The organism is Rahnella sp. CG8 (assembly GCF_023701875.1).
Classification (GTDB): Bacteria; Pseudomonadota; Gammaproteobacteria; order Enterobacterales; family Enterobacteriaceae; genus Rahnella; species Rahnella aceris.
The window spans coordinates 16837-33342 of record NZ_JABAED010000010.1; the positions used below are offsets into that span (position 1 = coordinate 16837).

Sequence of the window (16506 nt, forward strand, 5' to 3'; positions counted from 1 at the left end):
ATTTGCTCGGTTTTTGCTGCTTGACTCAAAACAGTAAAGGCAGTGATATACGGCATTCAGTCTACCTCCAGCTAGGTACTTGATACGGAGAGAACAAACGTCATGTCTGTATCCGGTATTTTACACAGTACAAATAGTGTGAAGGTTGCCAGAAAGCTGTTGATACTGCAGTTATTGACCTTTGTTCTGCTCAGTGCAGTATTTGGTTTTAAAAGCCTGGAATGGACCACATCGGCTCTTATGGGTGGGTTGGCCGCCTGGGTGCCAAATGTACTGTTCATGCTGTTTGCATGGCGCCATCAGGCGCAAACAACGGTCTCTGGACGGGTTGCCTGGTCCTTTGCAATCGGAGAAGCGCTGAAGGTGCTGGTTACGGTGATCTTAATGGTTATCGCACTTGGCCTGTTTAAGGCGGCTTTTGCTCCGTTGGGGTTGGCCTATTTATCGGTGTTGATGACTCAGATTTTGGCACCGGCCGTCATTAACAGTTACCGTACTTAACTACTAAAGGGTAAGAGGCATCATGTCTGCATCAGGAGAAATCTCTACTCCACAAGAGTATATCGGTCACCATCTGACTCAGCTTCAGATTGGGACGGGATTCTGGTCGATTAACATCGATTCGATGTTTTTCTCCGTGTTCCTCGGAGTACTCTTTCTGGTTATTTTCCATCGCGTAGCCAAAAACGCCACCAGCGGTGTCCCGGGTAAACTGCAAACCGCAGTTGAACTGGTCGTTGGTTTCGTCGACAGCAGCGTACGTGACATGTATCACGGCAAAAGCAAAGTGATTGCACCTCTCGCGCTGACCGTCTTCGTCTGGGTGTTTATGATGAACCTGATGGATTTGCTGCCAATCGATTTGTTGCCGACTATCGGTGAAAAATTGCTTGGTCTGCCAGCGTTGCGTGTGGTTCCTACGGCTGACGTGAACATCACGTTGTCCATGGCACTCGGCGTATTCATTCTGATTCTTTTCTATAGCATTAAGATGAAAGGCTTTGGCGGTTTCATTAAAGAACTGACAATGCAGCCATTCAATCATCCGGTTTTCATTCCGATTAACCTGATTCTTGAAGGTGTCAGCCTGCTGTCTAAACCAGTTTCACTGGGTCTGCGACTGTTTGGCAATATGTATGCGGGTGAGTTGATCTTCATCCTTATTGCTGGCCTGTTGCCGTGGTGGTCACAGTGGATTCTAAATGTGCCTTGGGCCATTTTCCACATCCTGATCATTACGCTGCAAGCCTTTATTTTCATGGTTCTGACGATTGTCTATCTCTCGATGGCATCTGAAAAACACTGATTTTCTTTCAACACTACTGCGTTTTAACTGAAACAAACTGGAGACTGTCATGGAAAACCTGAGTATGGATCTGCTGTACATGGCTGCCGCTGTGATGATGGGCCTGGCGGCAATCGGTGCTGCAATCGGTATCGGCATCTTGGGTGGTAAATTCTTGGAAGGTGCTGCACGTCAGCCTGACCTGATCCCTCTGTTGCGTACACAGTTCTTTATCGTTATGGGTCTGGTCGATGCAATCCCAATGATTGCGGTTGGTCTGGGTCTGTACGTGATGTTTGCTGTCGCCTAACACTGAGCTTGCTCACTGTTAATCGAACTACATCAAATAATTCACTTTGAAAGAGGCATTGTGCTGTGAATCTTAACGCAACAATCCTCGGCCAGGCTATCGCGTTCGTCCTGTTTGTCTGGTTCTGCATGAAGTACGTATGGCCGCCAATTATGGCTGCCATCGAAAAACGTCAGAAAGAAATTTCTGAAGGTTTATCTTCCGCAGAACGTGCCAAAAAAGAGCTGGACTTAGCGCAAGCCGATGCGACCGACCAACTGAAGAAAGCCAAAGCTGAAGCTCAGGTAATCATCGATCAGGCGAACAAGCGTAAAGCTCAAATCGTCGACGAAGCAAAAGCTGAAGCCGAGCAGGAACGTAACAAGATCGTGTCGCAAGCCAAGGCAGAGATCGACGCCGAACGCCAACGCGCCCGTGAAGAGTTGCGTAAGCAAGTCGGAATTTTGGCCATTGCTGGCGCCGAGAAGATTATCGAACGTTCCGTGGATGAAGCTGCTAACAGCGACATCGTTGATAAACTGGTCGCTGAACTGTAAGGAGGGAGGGGCTGATGTCTGAATTTGTAACTGTAGCTCGCCCCTACGCCAAAGCAGCTTTTGACTTTGCCGTTGAGCACCAAAGCTTAGACCGCTGGCAGTCCATGTTAGCGTTCACGGCTGAAGTCACGCGCAATGAACAAATTGAAGAACTGCTTTCCGGTGCTAGCGCGCCTGAAACTTTGTCTAAAACGTTTATTGCCGTATGTGGTGACGAACTCGACGACGCAGGCCAAAACCTGATTAAGGTAATGGCTGAAAATGGACGTTTACGCGTTCTTCCGCAAGTGCTGGAGCAGTTTATTGAACTGCGCGCCTCTCTCGAGGCTGTTGCTGAAGTTGAAGTGACCTCAGCAAATCCGCTTTCGGAAGAACAGCAGGCAAAAATTGCTGCTGCGATGGAAAAACGTCTGTCTCGCAAAGTTAAGCTGAATTGCAAAATTGACAAGTCTGTTCTTGCCGGTGTCGTAATCCGTGCAGGTGATATGGTGATTGATGGCAGCGTTCGCAGTCGTCTAGAACGCCTGGCAGACGTCTTGCAGTCTTAAGGGGACTGGAGCATGCAACTGAATTCCACCGAAATCAGCGAACTGATCAAGCAGCGCATTGCTCAGTTCAATGTGGTGAGCGAAGCTCACAATGAAGGTACTATCGTTTCCGTCAGTGACGGGATCATCCGTGTGCACGGCTTAGCCGATGTCATGCAAGGCGAAATGATTGCGCTGCCGGGTAACCGCTACGCTATCGCCCTGAACCTGGAGCGTGACTCTGTAGGTGCCGTTGTAATGGGCCCTTACGCTGACCTCGCCGAAGGTATGAAAGTAAAATGTACTGGCCGTATCCTGGAAGTTCCAGTTGGCCGTGGCCTGCTGGGCCGCGTGGTTAACACCCTGGGTGCGCCAATTGATGGTAAAGGTCCGGTAGAGCACGACGGCTTCTCAGCTGTTGAAGCAATCGCACCTGGCGTTATCGAACGTCAGTCGGTAGATGAACCTGTGCAGACAGGTTATAAGTCCGTTGATGCCATGATCCCAATTGGTCGTGGTCAACGTGAACTGGTCATCGGCGACCGTCAAACCGGTAAAACAGCTCTGGCGATCGATGCGATCATCAACCAGCGCGATTCCGGCATCAAATGTATCTATGTGGCTATCGGCCAGAAAGCGTCCACCATTTCTAACGTGGTTCGTAAACTGGAAGAGCACGGCGCACTGGCAAACACCATCGTTGTTGTTGCAACTGCATCAGAATCTGCTGCACTGCAATACCTGGCACCGTATTCCGGTTGCGCAATGGGTGAATACTTCCGTGACCGCGGTGAAGACGCACTGATCGTTTATGATGACCTGTCTAAACAGGCTGTTGCTTACCGTCAGATTTCCCTGCTGCTTCGTCGTCCACCTGGCCGTGAAGCTTACCCAGGCGACGTTTTCTATCTTCACTCCCGTCTGCTGGAACGTGCTGCGCGTGTTAACGCCGAGTATGTTGAAGCATTCACCAAAGGTGAAGTGAAAGGCAAAACCGGTTCCCTGACTGCGCTTCCAATTATCGAAACGCAAGCGGGTGACGTTTCCGCGTTCGTTCCGACCAACGTAATCTCGATTACCGATGGTCAGATCTTCCTGGAATCTAACCTGTTCAACGCCGGTATTCGTCCTGCGGTTAACCCGGGTATTTCGGTATCCCGTGTTGGTGGTGCTGCTCAGACTAAGATCATGAAGAAACTGTCCGGTGGTATTCGTACCGCTCTGGCACAGTATCGTGAGCTGGCTGCGTTCTCGCAGTTCGCTTCTGATCTGGATGAGGCAACCCGTAAACAGCTGAATCACGGTCAGAAAGTGACTGAGCTGCTGAAACAGAAACAATACGCTCCGATGTCAATCGTTGCGCAGTCTCTGATCATCTTCGCAGCAGAACGTGGTTATCTGGAAGACGTTGAGTTGTCTAAAGTCGGTAGCTTCGAAGCTGCACTGTTGGCTTACGCTGACCGTGAGCACGGCGAGCTTCTGCAGCAAATCAACCAAACTGGTGCGTATAACGATGAGATCGAGGGTAAATTCAAAAATATCCTCGATACCTTCAAAGCAACCCAGTCCTGGTAACACCTCGCGGCCTTGCTGCCCTGCCTCTGGCAGATAAGCAGCAGGCCGTTTGGTAATGAGGAGAAGCAGAGATGGCCGGCGGAAAAGAGATACGTAGTAAGATCAGCAGCGTGCAAAACACGCAAAAGATCACTAAAGCGATGGAAATGGTCGCCGCCTCCAAAATGCGTAAAACGCAGGATCGCATGGCGGCCAGCCGTCCTTATGCAGAAACCATTCGTGAAGTGATTGGTCACCTTGCGCTTGGTAATCTGGAATACAAGCACCCGTACCTGGATGAGCGTGAAATTAAGCGTGTCGGGTATCTGGTGGTGTCTACCGACCGTGGTCTTTGTGGTGGTCTGAACATTAACCTGTTCAAAAAACTGCTGTCAGAGATGAAAGGCTGGTCCGAAAAAGGTGTTGAAGTTGATCTCGCACTGATCGGTTCCAAAGCAGCCTCTTTTTTCGGCTCCGTTGGGGGCAACGTTGTTGCTCAGGTGACTGGCATGGGGGATAACCCTTCCCTGTCAGAACTGATCGGGCCGGTGAAAGTGATGTTGCAGGCTTTCGACGAAGGTCGCTTAGACAAGTTATGCGTTGTTAGCAATAAATTCGTCAATACCATGTCTCAGGAACCACGTATCGTTCAGTTGTTGCCTCTGCCACCAGCAGAAGACGGCGAACTGGCGAAAAAATCCTGGGATTACCTGTATGAGCCGGACCCTAAAGCACTGTTGGATACTCTCCTGCGTCGCTATGTGGAGTCCCAGGTTTATCAGGGCGTCGTAGAAAACCTGGCCAGCGAACAGGCCGCGCGAATGGTAGCGATGAAAGCCGCAACCGATAACGGCGGCAGCCTGATCAAAGAGCTGCAGTTGGTATACAACAAAGCTCGTCAGGCCAGCATCACTCAGGAACTCACCGAGATCGTCGGGGGAGCCTCCGCGGTTTAAGCTAGGTTTACGAATTACGTAGAGGATTCAAGATGGCTACTGGAAAGATTATCCAGGTAATCGGCGCCGTGGTGGACGTCGAGTTCCCTCAGGATGCAGTACCGAACGTGTACAATGCTCTTGAGGTAGAAAACGGTACCTCCAAACTGGTGCTGGAAGTACAGCAACAGTTAGGCGGCGGCGTTGTTCGTTGTATCGCAATGGGTACCTCAGACGGCCTGCGTCGCGGTCTGAAAGTGAACAACCTGGAACACCCAATTGAAGTACCGGTGGGTAAAGCGACTCTGGGTCGTATCATGAACGTATTGGGTGAACCAATCGACATGAAAGGTGCGATCGGCGAAGAAGAACGTCGTGCGATCCACCGCGCTGCGCCTTCTTATGAAGAGCTGGCAAACTCCCAGGAACTGCTGGAAACCGGTATCAAAGTTATGGACCTGATGTGTCCGTTCGCTAAGGGCGGTAAAGTCGGTCTGTTCGGTGGTGCGGGTGTTGGTAAGACTGTAAACATGATGGAGCTGATCCGTAACATCGCGATCGAGCACTCCGGTTATTCTGTGTTTGCAGGTGTGGGTGAACGTACTCGTGAGGGTAACGACTTCTATCACGAAATGACCGACTCCAACGTTATCGACAAAGTTTCCCTGGTGTATGGTCAGATGAATGAGCCACCAGGTAACCGTCTGCGCGTTGCACTGACCGGTCTGACCATGGCGGAGAAATTCCGTGACGAAGGTCGTGACGTACTGCTGTTCGTTGACAACATTTACCGTTACACCCTGGCCGGTACCGAAGTGTCCGCACTTCTGGGCCGTATGCCATCAGCGGTAGGTTATCAGCCAACGCTGGCGGAAGAGATGGGCGCTCTGCAAGAACGTATCACCTCGACCAAAAGTGGTTCAATCACCTCCGTACAGGCCGTTTACGTTCCTGCGGATGACTTGACTGACCCATCTCCAGCTACCACCTTCGCTCACTTAGATGCGACCGTGGTTCTGAGCCGTCAGATCGCGTCACTGGGTATTTACCCGGCGGTTGACCCACTGGATTCCACCAGCCGTCAGCTGGATCCACTGGTTGTTGGTCAGGAGCACTACGATGTGGCTCGTGGCGTGCAGTCTATTCTGCAACGTTACCAGGAACTGAAAGACATCATCGCGATCCTGGGTATGGACGAGTTGTCAGAAGATGACAAACTGGTTGTATCCCGTGCGCGTAAAATTCAGCGCTTCCTGTCCCAGCCATTCTTCGTGGCCGAAGTCTTCACCGGTTCTCCGGGCAAGTTCGTATCGCTGAAAGATACCATTCGTGGTTTCAAAGGCATTATGGACGGCGACTACGATCACCTGCCGGAACAAGCGTTCTACATGGTTGGCACCATTGATGAAGCAGTGGAAAAAGCCAAGAAACTGTAACGCTAGCTTGTTGTGAGAGAGGATGACATGGCTGAAAAAGCTTACCATCTGGATGTTGTTAGTGCGGAAAAACGTATGTTTACCGGCATGGTACAAAAGATCCAAGTGACGGGTAGCGAAGGCGAACTGGGTATTTTCCCGGGGCATGCTCCGCTGCTCACCGCCATCAAGCCTGGCATGGTGCGCATTGTTAAAGAACACGGTGAAGAAGAGTATATCTATCTTTCCGGTGGCATCCTTGAGGTGCAACCGAATGCAACGACCGTGTTGGCTGATACTGCAATCCGTGGGCAAGACCTCGACGAAGCGCGCGCGCTTGAAGCTAAGCGCAAAGCGGAAGAACACATTAGTGGTTCTCACGGCGACGTTGATTACGCTCAGGCGTCAGCGGAACTGGCTAAGGCGATCGCGAAACTTCGCGTTATCGAACTGACCAGAAAAGCGATGTAACAACATCAGTTAGAAAAGCGACCTTCGGGTCGCTTTTTTTTTGCTTTTAATAAAGTGCATTTTCAGTGTTTTTCCCAAGGCTAATTTTCGCTTTTAATGGAATACTTGGGTGATTAACCGACACTTTACCCTCAGTTTTTTTGGTGTAGTCTATACAGCATACAACCCTTGCAGGCTGCGGCCTGCGGGCGGTTTTTGAAGCGAAATATGTAGTAATCCGCGCACTGAACGGGTTACTTTTGTCACTCAAATTGGATTTGTCAGGTTACCTATGTCGAACAGCGCACTGAGTGTGGTGATCCTTGCCGCGGGCAAGGGGACACGCATGTACTCCAACCTTCCGAAAGTTCTTCACCCATTGGCTGGCAAGCCAATGGTTCAGCACGTCATTGATGCGGCCACGCAAGTGGGTGCCCGGAACGTGCATCTGGTCTATGGCCATGGTGGCGATTTACTGAAGAAAAATCTGGCAGGCAGTGATCTGAACTGGGTATTGCAGGCAGAGCAACTGGGGACCGGTCATGCGATGCAGCAGGCGGCGCCGTTCTTTGCCGATGATGAAGATGTGCTGATGCTGTACGGCGATGTTCCGCTGATTTCCGTCGACACCCTGAACGAATTACTCAAAGCCAAGCCCGATGGCGGCATTGGTTTACTGACCGTCGTGCTGGATGACCCGACCGGTTATGGCCGTATCGTTCGTGAGAATGGCATTGTTACCGGCATTATTGAGCAGAAAGATGCCAGCGAAGAACAGCTGAAAATTCAGGAAATTAACACCGGTATCCTGGTCGCTAACGGCGCGTCATTCAAACGCTGGCTCGGGCAGCTGAATAACAACAATGCGCAGGGTGAATACTACATCACCGATATTATTGCGATGGCGCATGCGGAAGGACATCTGATCGCCACCGTTCATCCGGCGCGAAACAGCGAAGTGGATGGTGTGAATAACCGCCTGCAACTTTCCCGTCTTGAGCGCGTATATCAGAGTGAACAGGCAGAGCGTCTGTTGCTCGAAGGCGTGATGCTGATGGACCCAGCGCGGTTTGATCTGCGCGGTGAACTGTCTCACGGCATCGATGTACTGATCGACACCAATGTCATTATCGAAGGTCACGTGAAACTGGGTGACCGCGTCAAAATCGGTGCGGGCTGCGTGCTGAAAAATTGCGTGATTGGCGATGACTGTGAAGTCAGTCCTTACAGCGTGTTCGAAGATGCGGTGCTGGAAAGCGGTTGTACGGTCGGGCCTTTCGCCCGTCTGCGCCCCGGCGCTGAACTGGCTGAAGGCGCGCATGTCGGCAATTTCGTCGAAATCAAAAAAGCGCGTCTCGGCAAAGGCTCTAAAGCTGGTCATCTCTCCTACCTTGGTGATGCTGATATTGGGGATAACGTTAACATTGGCGCGGGTACCATCACCTGCAACTACGACGGCGTAAACAAGCATAAGACCATCATCGGTAACGATGTCTTTGTGGGGTCAGATTCTCAGCTGGTAGCGCCAGTCACTGTGGGTAATAACGTGACGATCGCCGCCGGTACAACGGTCACGCGCGACGTGCCGGACAATGGTTTACTGTTAAGCCGGGTGCCGCAGGTGCATAAACCTGACTGGCAGAAACCGGTGAAGAAAAAATAAGCTGTTCATAATAATCCCCAACTCTCTACAAGGCTCGGGGAACCGCAAGTACACCGGAAAACGGGGCTTGCGGATAAATCAGGTCAGGCATCAAAAAAGGTCCCGAAAAGACCTTCAATAGGAATAAAACTGATGTGTGGAATTGTAGGCGCAGTAGCGCAACGCGATATTGCTGAAATTCTGTTGGAAGGTTTACGCCGTCTCGAATACCGCGGTTATGACTCAGCCGGTCTGGCTGTCATTGATGCTGACGGGAAAATGGGGCGCTTGCGTCGTCTGGGTAAAGTCCAGATGCTGGCTGATGCACTCGATGAACATCCTTTGCATGGTGGCACCGGTATTGCTCACACACGATGGGCAACCCATGGCGAACCTTCTGAAGCGAATGCTCACCCGCATGTGTCTGATTACATTGCTGTGGTGCATAACGGCATTATCGAAAACCACGAACCTCTGCGTGAATTGTTGATTGAACGCGGCTACCGTTTTGATTCTGAAACAGATACCGAAGTGATCGCGCATCTGGTGCATTGGGAACAACTCCAGGGCGGTACGCTGCTCGAAGTGGTCCAGCGCGTTATCCCGCAACTGCGTGGAGCCTACGGCACGGTGGTGATGGATCGCCGCGATCCGTCTGTTCTGGTCGCGGCCCGTTCCGGCAGCCCGCTGGTGATTGGTCGTGGTGTGGGTGAAAACTTCATTGCCTCCGATCAGCTGGCGCTGTTACCTGTGACCCGCCGCTTCCTGTTCCTGGAAGAAGGCGATGTTGCTGAAGTTAAGCGCCGTTCCGTCAGCGTATATGACAGAAATGGTCATGCCGTTGAGCGTGAAGAAATCGAATCCAAAGTGCAGTACGACGCCGGTGATAAAGGCGTTTACCGCCACTACATGCAAAAAGAAATCTACGAACAGCCGCTGGCCATTAAAAACACCCTGGAAGGCCGTTTCAGCCACGGCGAAGTGAATCTGAGCGAGCTGGGCGAAAAAGCGGACGAAATTCTGTCCCGTGTTCAGCACGTGCAGATTATCGCCTGCGGTACGTCATATAACTCCGGGATGGTGGCGCGTTACTGGTTTGAGTCACTGGCTGGCATGCCTTGTGATGTCGAGATCGCTTCGGAATTCCGCTATCGCAAATCTGCTGTTCGTCCGGGCAGCCTGATCATCACGCTGTCTCAGTCGGGTGAAACGGCTGATACGCTGGCAGCGCTGCGTCTGTCGAAAGAGCTGGGTTATCTTGGTTCGCTGGCAGTATGCAACGTGGCTGGTTCTTCTCTGGTGCGTGAATCCGATCTGGCGCTGATGACCAAAGCGGGCACCGAAATCGGTGTGGCCTCAACCAAAGCTTTCACCACGCAGCTGACCGTTCTGCTGATGCTGGTGGCGCGTATGGGCCGCCTGAAAGGGATGAGTCCGCAAGTTGAGCACGACATTGTTCACGCGCTTCAGGCGTTGCCTGCGCGCATCGAACAAATGCTGTCGCTGGATAAGACTATCGAAACACTGGCTGAAGGTTTCTCTGATAAACATCACGCCCTGTTCCTTGGCCGTGGCGATCAATATCCGATCGCGATGGAAGGTGCGCTGAAGCTGAAAGAGATTTCGTATATCCACGCTGAAGCCTATGCGGCAGGCGAGCTGAAACATGGCCCGCTGGCGCTGATTGATGCGGATATGCCGGTGATCGTGGTTGCGCCCAATAACGAATTGCTGGAAAAACTGAAGTCGAATATCGAAGAAGTGCGTGCACGTGGCGGTTTACTGTATGTCTTCGCCGATCAGGACGCGGGTTTTGTCGACAGTGACGGTATGAAGATTATTCAGCTGCCTCACGTTGAAGAAATCGTCGCTCCGATTTTCTACACCGTACCGCTCCAGTTGCTGTCCTACTACGTTGCGCTGATTAAAGGCACCGATGTTGACCAGCCACGTAATCTGGCGAAGTCTGTGACTGTCGAATAAGACTGTCCGGTTTCAGCCATGTTATCTCTAAGCGCCTCCCGGGGCGCTTTTCTCTTTCCAGAATGTTGTTCTCCGGTGACCTGCTCTCCCTTTGTCAGCAGCCGGTCACGATTCTCTTCTCTCAGGCTTCGTAACCCGCCCCGGATAAGGTATAGTTCGCGTTTTTCTGAAGGTACCCCTCTGAATGCTGACTAACTCCTCCATTCGTCTCAACAAATACATTAGCGAGAGCGGCATCTGCTCGCGCCGCGATGCTGATCGTTACATCGAACAGGGAAATGTTTTTATCAACGGCAGGCGTGCTGCGGTGGGTGCTCAGGTGTTTGCCGGCGATGTGGTGAAAGTGAATGGTCAGATTATTGAGCCGCGTGATGAAGAAGATCTGGTGCTTATTGCGCTGAACAAGCCCGTAGGCATTATCACCACGATGGAAGAGGGGGAGCGGGACAACATCCGCGATTTCGTTAACCACAGCAAACGCGTCTTCCCGATTGGCCGTCTGGACAAAGATTCGCAGGGCCTGATTTTACTGACCAATCACGGTGATCTGGTCAATAAAATCCTGCGTGCCGGTAACGACCACGAAAAAGAATATATCGTGACTGTCAATAAACCGATCACGGACGAGTTTATTGCCGGTATGGGCGCGGGTGTGCCGATGCTCGGCACCGTGACCAAGAAATGCAAAGTGAAGAAAGAAGCACCGATGGTGTTTCGCATTACGCTGGTGCAGGGACTTAACCGACAGATCCGCCGCATGACTAAGCATTTTGGTTTCGACGTCACTAAGCTTGAACGTGTGCGTATTATGAATATCAATCTGAAAGGATTACCGCTGGGCGAATGGCGTGATCTGACCGATGATGAACTGATCGAATTGTTTAAGCTGATTGAAAACTCTTCGTCTGAAGACAAACCGGCGAAAAAAGGGCCATCAAAACCTGCTCAGGCTAAAAAACCGGCTGTCACTAAAACGAAAAACAGCGAAAAACCTGAAGCAAATTCCGCATCCCGCAAGCGTTTTGCCCAGCCTGGCCGTAAGAAGAAGGGGCGTTAATTTACCTGCTTTTCATTATCCGCCGGTGTAATAACCGGCTTTTTCTGCTTAAAACTCCCGCATTTTGCCCGTATGGTTCGAATTGTGACCAGTGTCATAAAACTGTCATATAACGTACATTTTACTGTCACTAAACTGTCCTATTTTCCTCCTGTGCCAAACACTTTAATTAACGTCGACATCAGTCGGGAAGTTTAAAACCACCAGGAGTGGAACATGAAATTGATGCGTAACACCGTCGCCGGTCTTGTAGCAGCGACTTTCTCCCTCACAGCAATGTCTGCTTTCGCTGCCGCTAACCTGACTGGCGCTGGCGGTACCTTCCCAGCCCCTGTCTATGCTAAGTGGGCTGATGCATACCAGAAAGCAACCGGTACTCAGGTTAACTATCAGGGCATCGGTTCTTCCGGCGGCGTGAAACAAATCATCGCTAAAACCGTTGATTTCGGGGCATCTGATGCACCGATGAAAGAAGAAGATCTGAATAAAAACGGTCTGTTCCAGTTTCCTACTGTAATCGGCGGCGTGGTACTGGCTGTTAACATCCCGGGCATCAAATCCGGTCAGTTGACTCTGGATGGCGCAACGCTGGGTGATATTTACCTCGGTAAAATCAAAAAGTGGAACGATACGGCGATCACCAAGCTGAACCCGGGCGTGAAACTGCCAGACACTAACATCGCGGTGGTTCGCCGTGCTGACGGTTCCGGTACTTCCTTCGTATTCACCAGCTACCTGGCGAAAGTGAACAGCGAGTGGAAAGACAAAATCGGTGCAGGTTCTACTGTTAACTGGCCAACGGGTCTCGGCGGCAAGGGCAACGACGGCGTCGCAGCCTTCGTTCAGCGTCTGCCTGGTTCAATCGGTTACGTAGAATATGCTTATGCCAAGCAAAACAACCTGGCTTACACCAAGCTGGTAGATGCAGACGGCAAAGCCATCAGCCCGACAGAAGAATCCTTCAGTGCAGCCGCTAAAGGCGCAGACTGGAGCAAAACCTTCGCTCAGGACCTGACCAATCAGAAAGGTGATAATGCGTGGCCAATCAGCTCCACCACCTTCATCCTGATTTACAAAGACCAGCAAGATGCAGCGAAGGGCACCGAAGTGCTGAAGTTCTTCGACTGGGCTTACAAAAACGGTAACAAACTGACGACTGATTTGGATTACGCCGCACTGCCAGCTTCTGTTGTAGAACAGATCCGCGCAGCCTGGAAAACCAACATCAAAGACAGCAGCGGTAAAGCACTTTACTAGGATCTGACCTCGGGTCTGATATAGAGTACAAGTCTTCTGCTTCATTCCCTCTCCGGCCGGGGAGGGAATTAAATCTGAATTAAAAGAGAGTGGTATGGCTGAATACAAGCCGGCTATCAAGGCACCCAGCAAAAACGGTGACATCATCTTCGGCGCGCTGGTTAAACTGGCAGCGCTGATTGTGCTATTTATGTTGGGCGGCATTATCGTCTCGCTGTTTATTGCTTCCCTGCCGAGCATTGAAAAGTTCGGATTGTCCTTCCTGTGGACGAAAACCTGGGATGCACCGAACCAGCAATTTGGCGCACTGGTGCCGATTTACGGCACGGTCGTGACCTCCATTATTGCCCTGCTGATTGCTGTTCCCGTCAGCTTTGGTATCGCATTATTCCTTACCGAGCTGGCGCCGAACTGGATGAAACGCCCGCTGGGGATTGCTATTGAACTGCTGGCGGCGATCCCCAGTATTGTTTATGGCATGTGGGGGCTGTTCGTTTTCGCCCCGCTGTTTGCGCAGTATTTTCAGACGCCGTTGGGCGATGTACTTTCCGGTATCCCGATTGTTGGTGCCCTGTTCGCCGGTCCGGGTTTTGGTATCGGTATTCTGGCAGCAGGCGTCATCCTCGCCATTATGATCATCCCGTACATAGCTTCCGTCATGCGTGACGTGTTCGAGCAAACGCCGGTGATGATGAAAGAATCTGCTTACGGCATTGGTTGCACTACGTGGGAAGTGATCTGGCGCATCGTGCTGCCGTTCACCAAAAATGGTGTGATCGGCGGCGTGATGTTAGGTCTGGGGCGCGCACTTGGCGAAACCATGGCGGTGACCTTCATTATCGGTAACACCTACCAGCTCGATAGCGCATCGCTGTACGCGCCGGGCAACAGCATTACCTCTGCACTGGCGAACGAATTCGCCGAAGCAGAAGCCGGGCTGCATACGTCTGCACTGATGGAACTGGGTCTGATCCTGTTTGTCATCACCTTTATTGTTTTGGCGCTGTCGAAAATGATGATCCTGCGTCTGGCTAAGAAAGAGGGCCGTTAAGATGACGACACTCGAAATGCAAAGTAATACTGCATTACTGGAATCGCGTCGCAAACGTCAGGCGTGGCGCCGTCAGAAGAACCGTCTGGCGCTGATGGTCTCCATGCTGACCATGGCATTTGGTCTGTTCTGGCTGGTGTGGATCTTGTTCACCACGATCGTTAAAGGTGTTGACGGGATGTCGCTGGCGCTGTTCACAGAAAATACCCCGCCTCCGAATACGGCAGGCGGCGGTCTGGCTAACGCCATTGCAGGCAGCGGATTATTGATTCTGTGGGCAACGGTCATCGGTACGCCACTGGGCGTGATGGCGGGGATTTATCTGGCCGAATATGGACGTAAATCCTGGCTGGCTGAATTCATTCGTTTCATTAACGACATTCTGCTTTCCGCACCATCCATCGTTGTGGGCTTGTTTGTGTACACCATTATGGTGGCAAAAATGGGACACTTCTCCGGCTGGGCGGGCGTGCTTGCACTGGCATTGTTACAGATCCCGATTGTTATCCGTACCACGGAAAACATGCTGAAACTGGTGCCGGACAGCCTGCGTGAAGCGGCTTACGCACTGGGTACGCCGAAGTGGAAAATGATTTCGGCCATCACACTGAAAGCCTCAGTTTCCGGCATTATCACCGGGATCCTGCTGGCGATTGCCCGTATTGCCGGTGAAACCGCGCCGCTGTTGTTTACGTCGCTCTCCAACCAGTTCTGGAGCACCGACATGATGCAGCCGATTGCTAACCTGCCGGTCACCATCTTTAAGTTTGCGATGAGCCCGTTTGGCGAGTGGCAACAACTGGCGTGGGCGGGTGTACTGCTGATTACCGTGTGTGTGCTGCTGCTGAACATTCTGGCGCGTGTGATTTTCGCCCCGAAAAAGCAATAAGCGAATTTATTATCGATGGCAGGTGATAGCGGCTGCCATCACTGTTTACCCGGCGTCGCCATGCGGCGCGCGAATAAGAGAGATGTCTGAGAATGACTGACGCATCCAACAGCAAAATTCAGGTTCGCGATCTGAACTTTTATTACGGCAAATTCCACGCGCTGAAAAATATTTCCCTGGATATTGCTAAGAACGAAGTCACGGCATTCATCGGCCCGTCAGGCTGTGGTAAATCCACGCTGCTGCGTACGTTTAACAAAATGTACCAGCTGTATCCGGAACAGCACGCTGAGGGTGAAATCCTGCTTGATGGCGAAAACATTCTGGTTGATAAGCAGGACATCGCGCTGCTGCGCGCCAAAGTCGGCATGGTCTTCCAGAAACCGACGCCATTCCCGATGTCGATTTACGACAACATCGCGTTTGGTGTCCGTCTGTTTGAAAAGCTGTCCCGCACGGATATGGACGAGCGTGTGCAATGGGCGCTGACCAAAGCTGCATTGTGGAATGAATCTAAAGACAAGTTGCACCAGAGTGGTTACAGCCTGTCCGGCGGCCAGCAACAGCGTTTGTGTATTGCACGTGGTATTGCGATCCGTCCTGACGTTCTGCTGCTCGATGAACCTTGCTCGGCGCTCGATCCGATTTCTACCGGCCGTATCGAAGAGCTGATCACCGAGTTAAAATCTGATTACACCGTGGTGATCGTGACCCACAACATGCAGCAGGCTGCGCGTTGTTCAGATCGCACTGCGTTTATGTATCTGGGCGAACTGATCGAATACAGCGACACTGACTCGCTGTTCACTTCACCAGCGCGCAAACAGACTGAAGATTACATTACTGGCCGCTACGGTTGAGGTACAAAGAATGGACAACCTGAACTTAAACAAACACATTTCTGGCCAGTTCAATGCTGAGCTTGAACATATCCGTACGCAGGTTCTGGCGATGGGCGGCCTGGTTGAGCAACAACTGACTGACGCCATCACGGCGATGCACAATCAGGATGCCGAACTGGCGCAACGCGTCATCAAAGGTGATGACAAAGTTAACCTGATGGAAGTGGCGATCGACGAAGCTTGTGTGCGCATCATTGCCAAGCGCCAGCCAACCGCCAGCGATTTACGTTTGGTGATGGCGATTATCAAAACCATTTCTGAACTCGAGCGTATCGGTGACGTGGCAGATAAAATCTGCCGCACGGCGCTGGAAAAATTCTCACATTTGCATCAGCCGTTGCTGGTCAGCCTGGAATCGCTGGGCCGCCATACCGTAGAGATGCTGCATGATGTGCTGGATGCGTTTGCGCGTATGGATCTTGACGAAGCGGTGCGTATTTACCGTGAAGATAAAAAAGTGGATCAGGAATATGAAGGCATTGTGCGCCAGCTGATGACCTACATGATGGAAGATCCACGCACGATTCCAAGCGTGCTGACCGCACTGTTCTGCGCCCGTTCTATCGAACGTATCGGTGACCGTTGCCAGAACATTTGCGAATTCATTTTCTACTTTGTGAAAGGTCAGGATTTCCGTCATGTGGGCGGCGATGCGCTGGATAAATTGCTGACAGACGGTAAAGATGTGCCGAAAGAATAAGGGTTTACTGACA

Annotated in this window: 17 protein-coding genes; all 17 read left to right on the forward strand. The window is 51.6% G+C overall.

Annotated features, from left to right (window positions below):
- The first annotated feature begins 102 nt into the window (after window positions 1–102).
- A complete protein-coding gene (gene atpI / locus HGO41_RS11300) occupies window positions 103–501 on the forward strand; it encodes a F0F1 ATP synthase subunit I (protein ID WP_013577678.1) in 399 nt (132 codons plus the stop codon).
- Window positions 502–523: 22 nt separating this feature from the next.
- Entirely contained in the window at window positions 524–1306 is a 783-nt protein-coding gene (atpB, locus tag HGO41_RS11305; protein ID WP_013577679.1) for a F0F1 ATP synthase subunit A, read from the forward strand.
- A 49-nt stretch (window positions 1307–1355) separates the two neighbouring features.
- Window positions 1356–1595, forward strand: a complete 240-nt coding sequence (atpE, locus tag HGO41_RS11310; RefSeq protein ID WP_004093904.1) for a F0F1 ATP synthase subunit C — start codon at window positions 1356–1358, stop codon at window positions 1593–1595.
- Between the two features lie 65 nt (window positions 1596–1660).
- Window positions 1661–2131, forward strand: a complete 471-nt coding sequence (gene atpF / locus HGO41_RS11315) for a F0F1 ATP synthase subunit B (RefSeq protein ID WP_013577680.1) — start codon at window positions 1661–1663, stop codon at window positions 2129–2131.
- Window positions 2132–2145: 14 nt separating this feature from the next.
- A complete protein-coding gene (gene atpH / locus HGO41_RS11320) occupies window positions 2146–2679 on the forward strand; it encodes a F0F1 ATP synthase subunit delta (RefSeq protein WP_013577681.1) in 534 nt (177 codons plus the stop codon).
- Window positions 2680–2691: 12 nt separating this feature from the next.
- A complete protein-coding gene (atpA, locus tag HGO41_RS11325) occupies window positions 2692–4233 on the forward strand; it encodes a F0F1 ATP synthase subunit alpha (RefSeq protein ID WP_013577682.1) in 1542 nt (513 codons plus the stop codon).
- A gap of 71 nt (window positions 4234–4304) precedes the next feature.
- The gene (gene atpG / locus HGO41_RS11330) at window positions 4305–5168 is read left to right on the forward strand and encodes a F0F1 ATP synthase subunit gamma (protein ID WP_013577683.1); all 864 of its coding nucleotides are present in this window, start codon (window positions 4305–4307) and stop codon (window positions 5166–5168) included.
- A gap of 32 nt (window positions 5169–5200) precedes the next feature.
- Entirely contained in the window at window positions 5201–6583 is a 1383-nt protein-coding gene (atpD, locus tag HGO41_RS11335; RefSeq protein WP_013577684.1) for a F0F1 ATP synthase subunit beta, read from the forward strand.
- A gap of 27 nt (window positions 6584–6610) precedes the next feature.
- Window positions 6611–7033, forward strand: a complete 423-nt coding sequence (locus HGO41_RS11340) for a F0F1 ATP synthase subunit epsilon (RefSeq protein WP_013577685.1) — start codon at window positions 6611–6613, stop codon at window positions 7031–7033.
- A 271-nt stretch (window positions 7034–7304) separates the two neighbouring features.
- Window positions 7305–8675, forward strand: coding sequence for a bifunctional UDP-N-acetylglucosamine diphosphorylase/glucosamine-1-phosphate N-acetyltransferase GlmU (gene glmU / locus HGO41_RS11345; protein ID WP_013577686.1), 1371 nt, complete (start codon window positions 7305–7307; stop codon window positions 8673–8675).
- 132 nt (window positions 8676–8807) lie between these two features.
- Window positions 8808–10637: a glutamine--fructose-6-phosphate transaminase (isomerizing) gene (gene glmS, locus HGO41_RS11350; protein ID WP_037033885.1), complete on the forward strand. Its 1830-nt coding sequence runs from the start codon at window positions 8808–8810 to the stop codon at window positions 10635–10637.
- 184 nt (window positions 10638–10821) lie between these two features.
- The gene (rluF, locus tag HGO41_RS11355; protein WP_013577688.1) at window positions 10822–11694 is read left to right on the forward strand and encodes a 23S rRNA pseudouridine(2604) synthase RluF; all 873 of its coding nucleotides are present in this window, start codon (window positions 10822–10824) and stop codon (window positions 11692–11694) included.
- A gap of 216 nt (window positions 11695–11910) precedes the next feature.
- Window positions 11911–12951, forward strand: a complete 1041-nt coding sequence (gene pstS / locus HGO41_RS11360) for a phosphate ABC transporter substrate-binding protein PstS (protein ID WP_013577689.1) — start codon at window positions 11911–11913, stop codon at window positions 12949–12951.
- 94 nt (window positions 12952–13045) lie between these two features.
- On the forward strand, window positions 13046–14002 hold the full coding sequence (gene pstC, locus HGO41_RS11365) for a phosphate ABC transporter permease PstC (protein WP_013577690.1): 957 nt from the start codon (window positions 13046–13048) through the stop codon (window positions 14000–14002).
- Window position 14003: 1 nt separating this feature from the next.
- On the forward strand, window positions 14004–14891 hold the full coding sequence (gene pstA, locus HGO41_RS11370; RefSeq protein ID WP_013577691.1) for a phosphate ABC transporter permease PstA: 888 nt from the start codon (window positions 14004–14006) through the stop codon (window positions 14889–14891).
- Window positions 14892–14983: 92 nt separating this feature from the next.
- The gene (pstB, locus tag HGO41_RS11375) at window positions 14984–15751 is read left to right on the forward strand and encodes a phosphate ABC transporter ATP-binding protein PstB (RefSeq protein WP_013577692.1); all 768 of its coding nucleotides are present in this window, start codon (window positions 14984–14986) and stop codon (window positions 15749–15751) included.
- Between the two features lie 10 nt (window positions 15752–15761).
- Entirely contained in the window at window positions 15762–16493 is a 732-nt protein-coding gene (gene phoU / locus HGO41_RS11380; RefSeq protein WP_013577693.1) for a phosphate signaling complex protein PhoU, read from the forward strand.
- Window positions 16494–16506: the final 13 nt, after the last annotated feature.

Bases quoted from the DNA above. Each gene is read 5' to 3' on its own strand.
- atpG (WP_013577683.1), top strand. From the start codon at position 4,305: ATGGCCGGCGGAAAAGAGATACGTAGTAAGATCAGCAGCGTGCAAAAC.
- atpI (WP_013577678.1), top strand. From the start codon at position 103: ATGTCTGTATCCGGTATTTTACACAGTACAAATAGTGTGAAGGTTGCC.
- atpB (WP_013577679.1), top strand. From the start codon at position 524: ATGTCTGCATCAGGAGAAATCTCTACTCCACAAGAGTATATCGGTCAC.
- pstA (WP_013577691.1), top strand. From the start codon at position 14,004: ATGACGACACTCGAAATGCAAAGTAATACTGCATTACTGGAATCGCGT.
- glmU (WP_013577686.1), top strand. From the start codon at position 7,305: ATGTCGAACAGCGCACTGAGTGTGGTGATCCTTGCCGCGGGCAAGGGG.
- HGO41_RS11340 (WP_013577685.1), top strand. From the start codon at position 6,611: ATGGCTGAAAAAGCTTACCATCTGGATGTTGTTAGTGCGGAAAAACGT.
- phoU (WP_013577693.1), top strand. From the start codon at position 15,762: ATGGACAACCTGAACTTAAACAAACACATTTCTGGCCAGTTCAATGCT.
- glmS (WP_037033885.1), top strand. From the start codon at position 8,808: ATGTGTGGAATTGTAGGCGCAGTAGCGCAACGCGATATTGCTGAAATT.
- pstS (WP_013577689.1), top strand. From the start codon at position 11,911: ATGAAATTGATGCGTAACACCGTCGCCGGTCTTGTAGCAGCGACTTTC.
- atpE (WP_004093904.1), top strand. From the start codon at position 1,356: ATGGAAAACCTGAGTATGGATCTGCTGTACATGGCTGCCGCTGTGATG.
- rluF (WP_013577688.1), top strand. From the start codon at position 10,822: ATGCTGACTAACTCCTCCATTCGTCTCAACAAATACATTAGCGAGAGC.
- pstB (WP_013577692.1), top strand. From the start codon at position 14,984: ATGACTGACGCATCCAACAGCAAAATTCAGGTTCGCGATCTGAACTTT.
- pstC (WP_013577690.1), top strand. From the start codon at position 13,046: ATGGCTGAATACAAGCCGGCTATCAAGGCACCCAGCAAAAACGGTGAC.
- atpA (WP_013577682.1), top strand. From the start codon at position 2,692: ATGCAACTGAATTCCACCGAAATCAGCGAACTGATCAAGCAGCGCATT.
- atpH (WP_013577681.1), top strand. From the start codon at position 2,146: ATGTCTGAATTTGTAACTGTAGCTCGCCCCTACGCCAAAGCAGCTTTT.
- atpD (WP_013577684.1), top strand. From the start codon at position 5,201: ATGGCTACTGGAAAGATTATCCAGGTAATCGGCGCCGTGGTGGACGTC.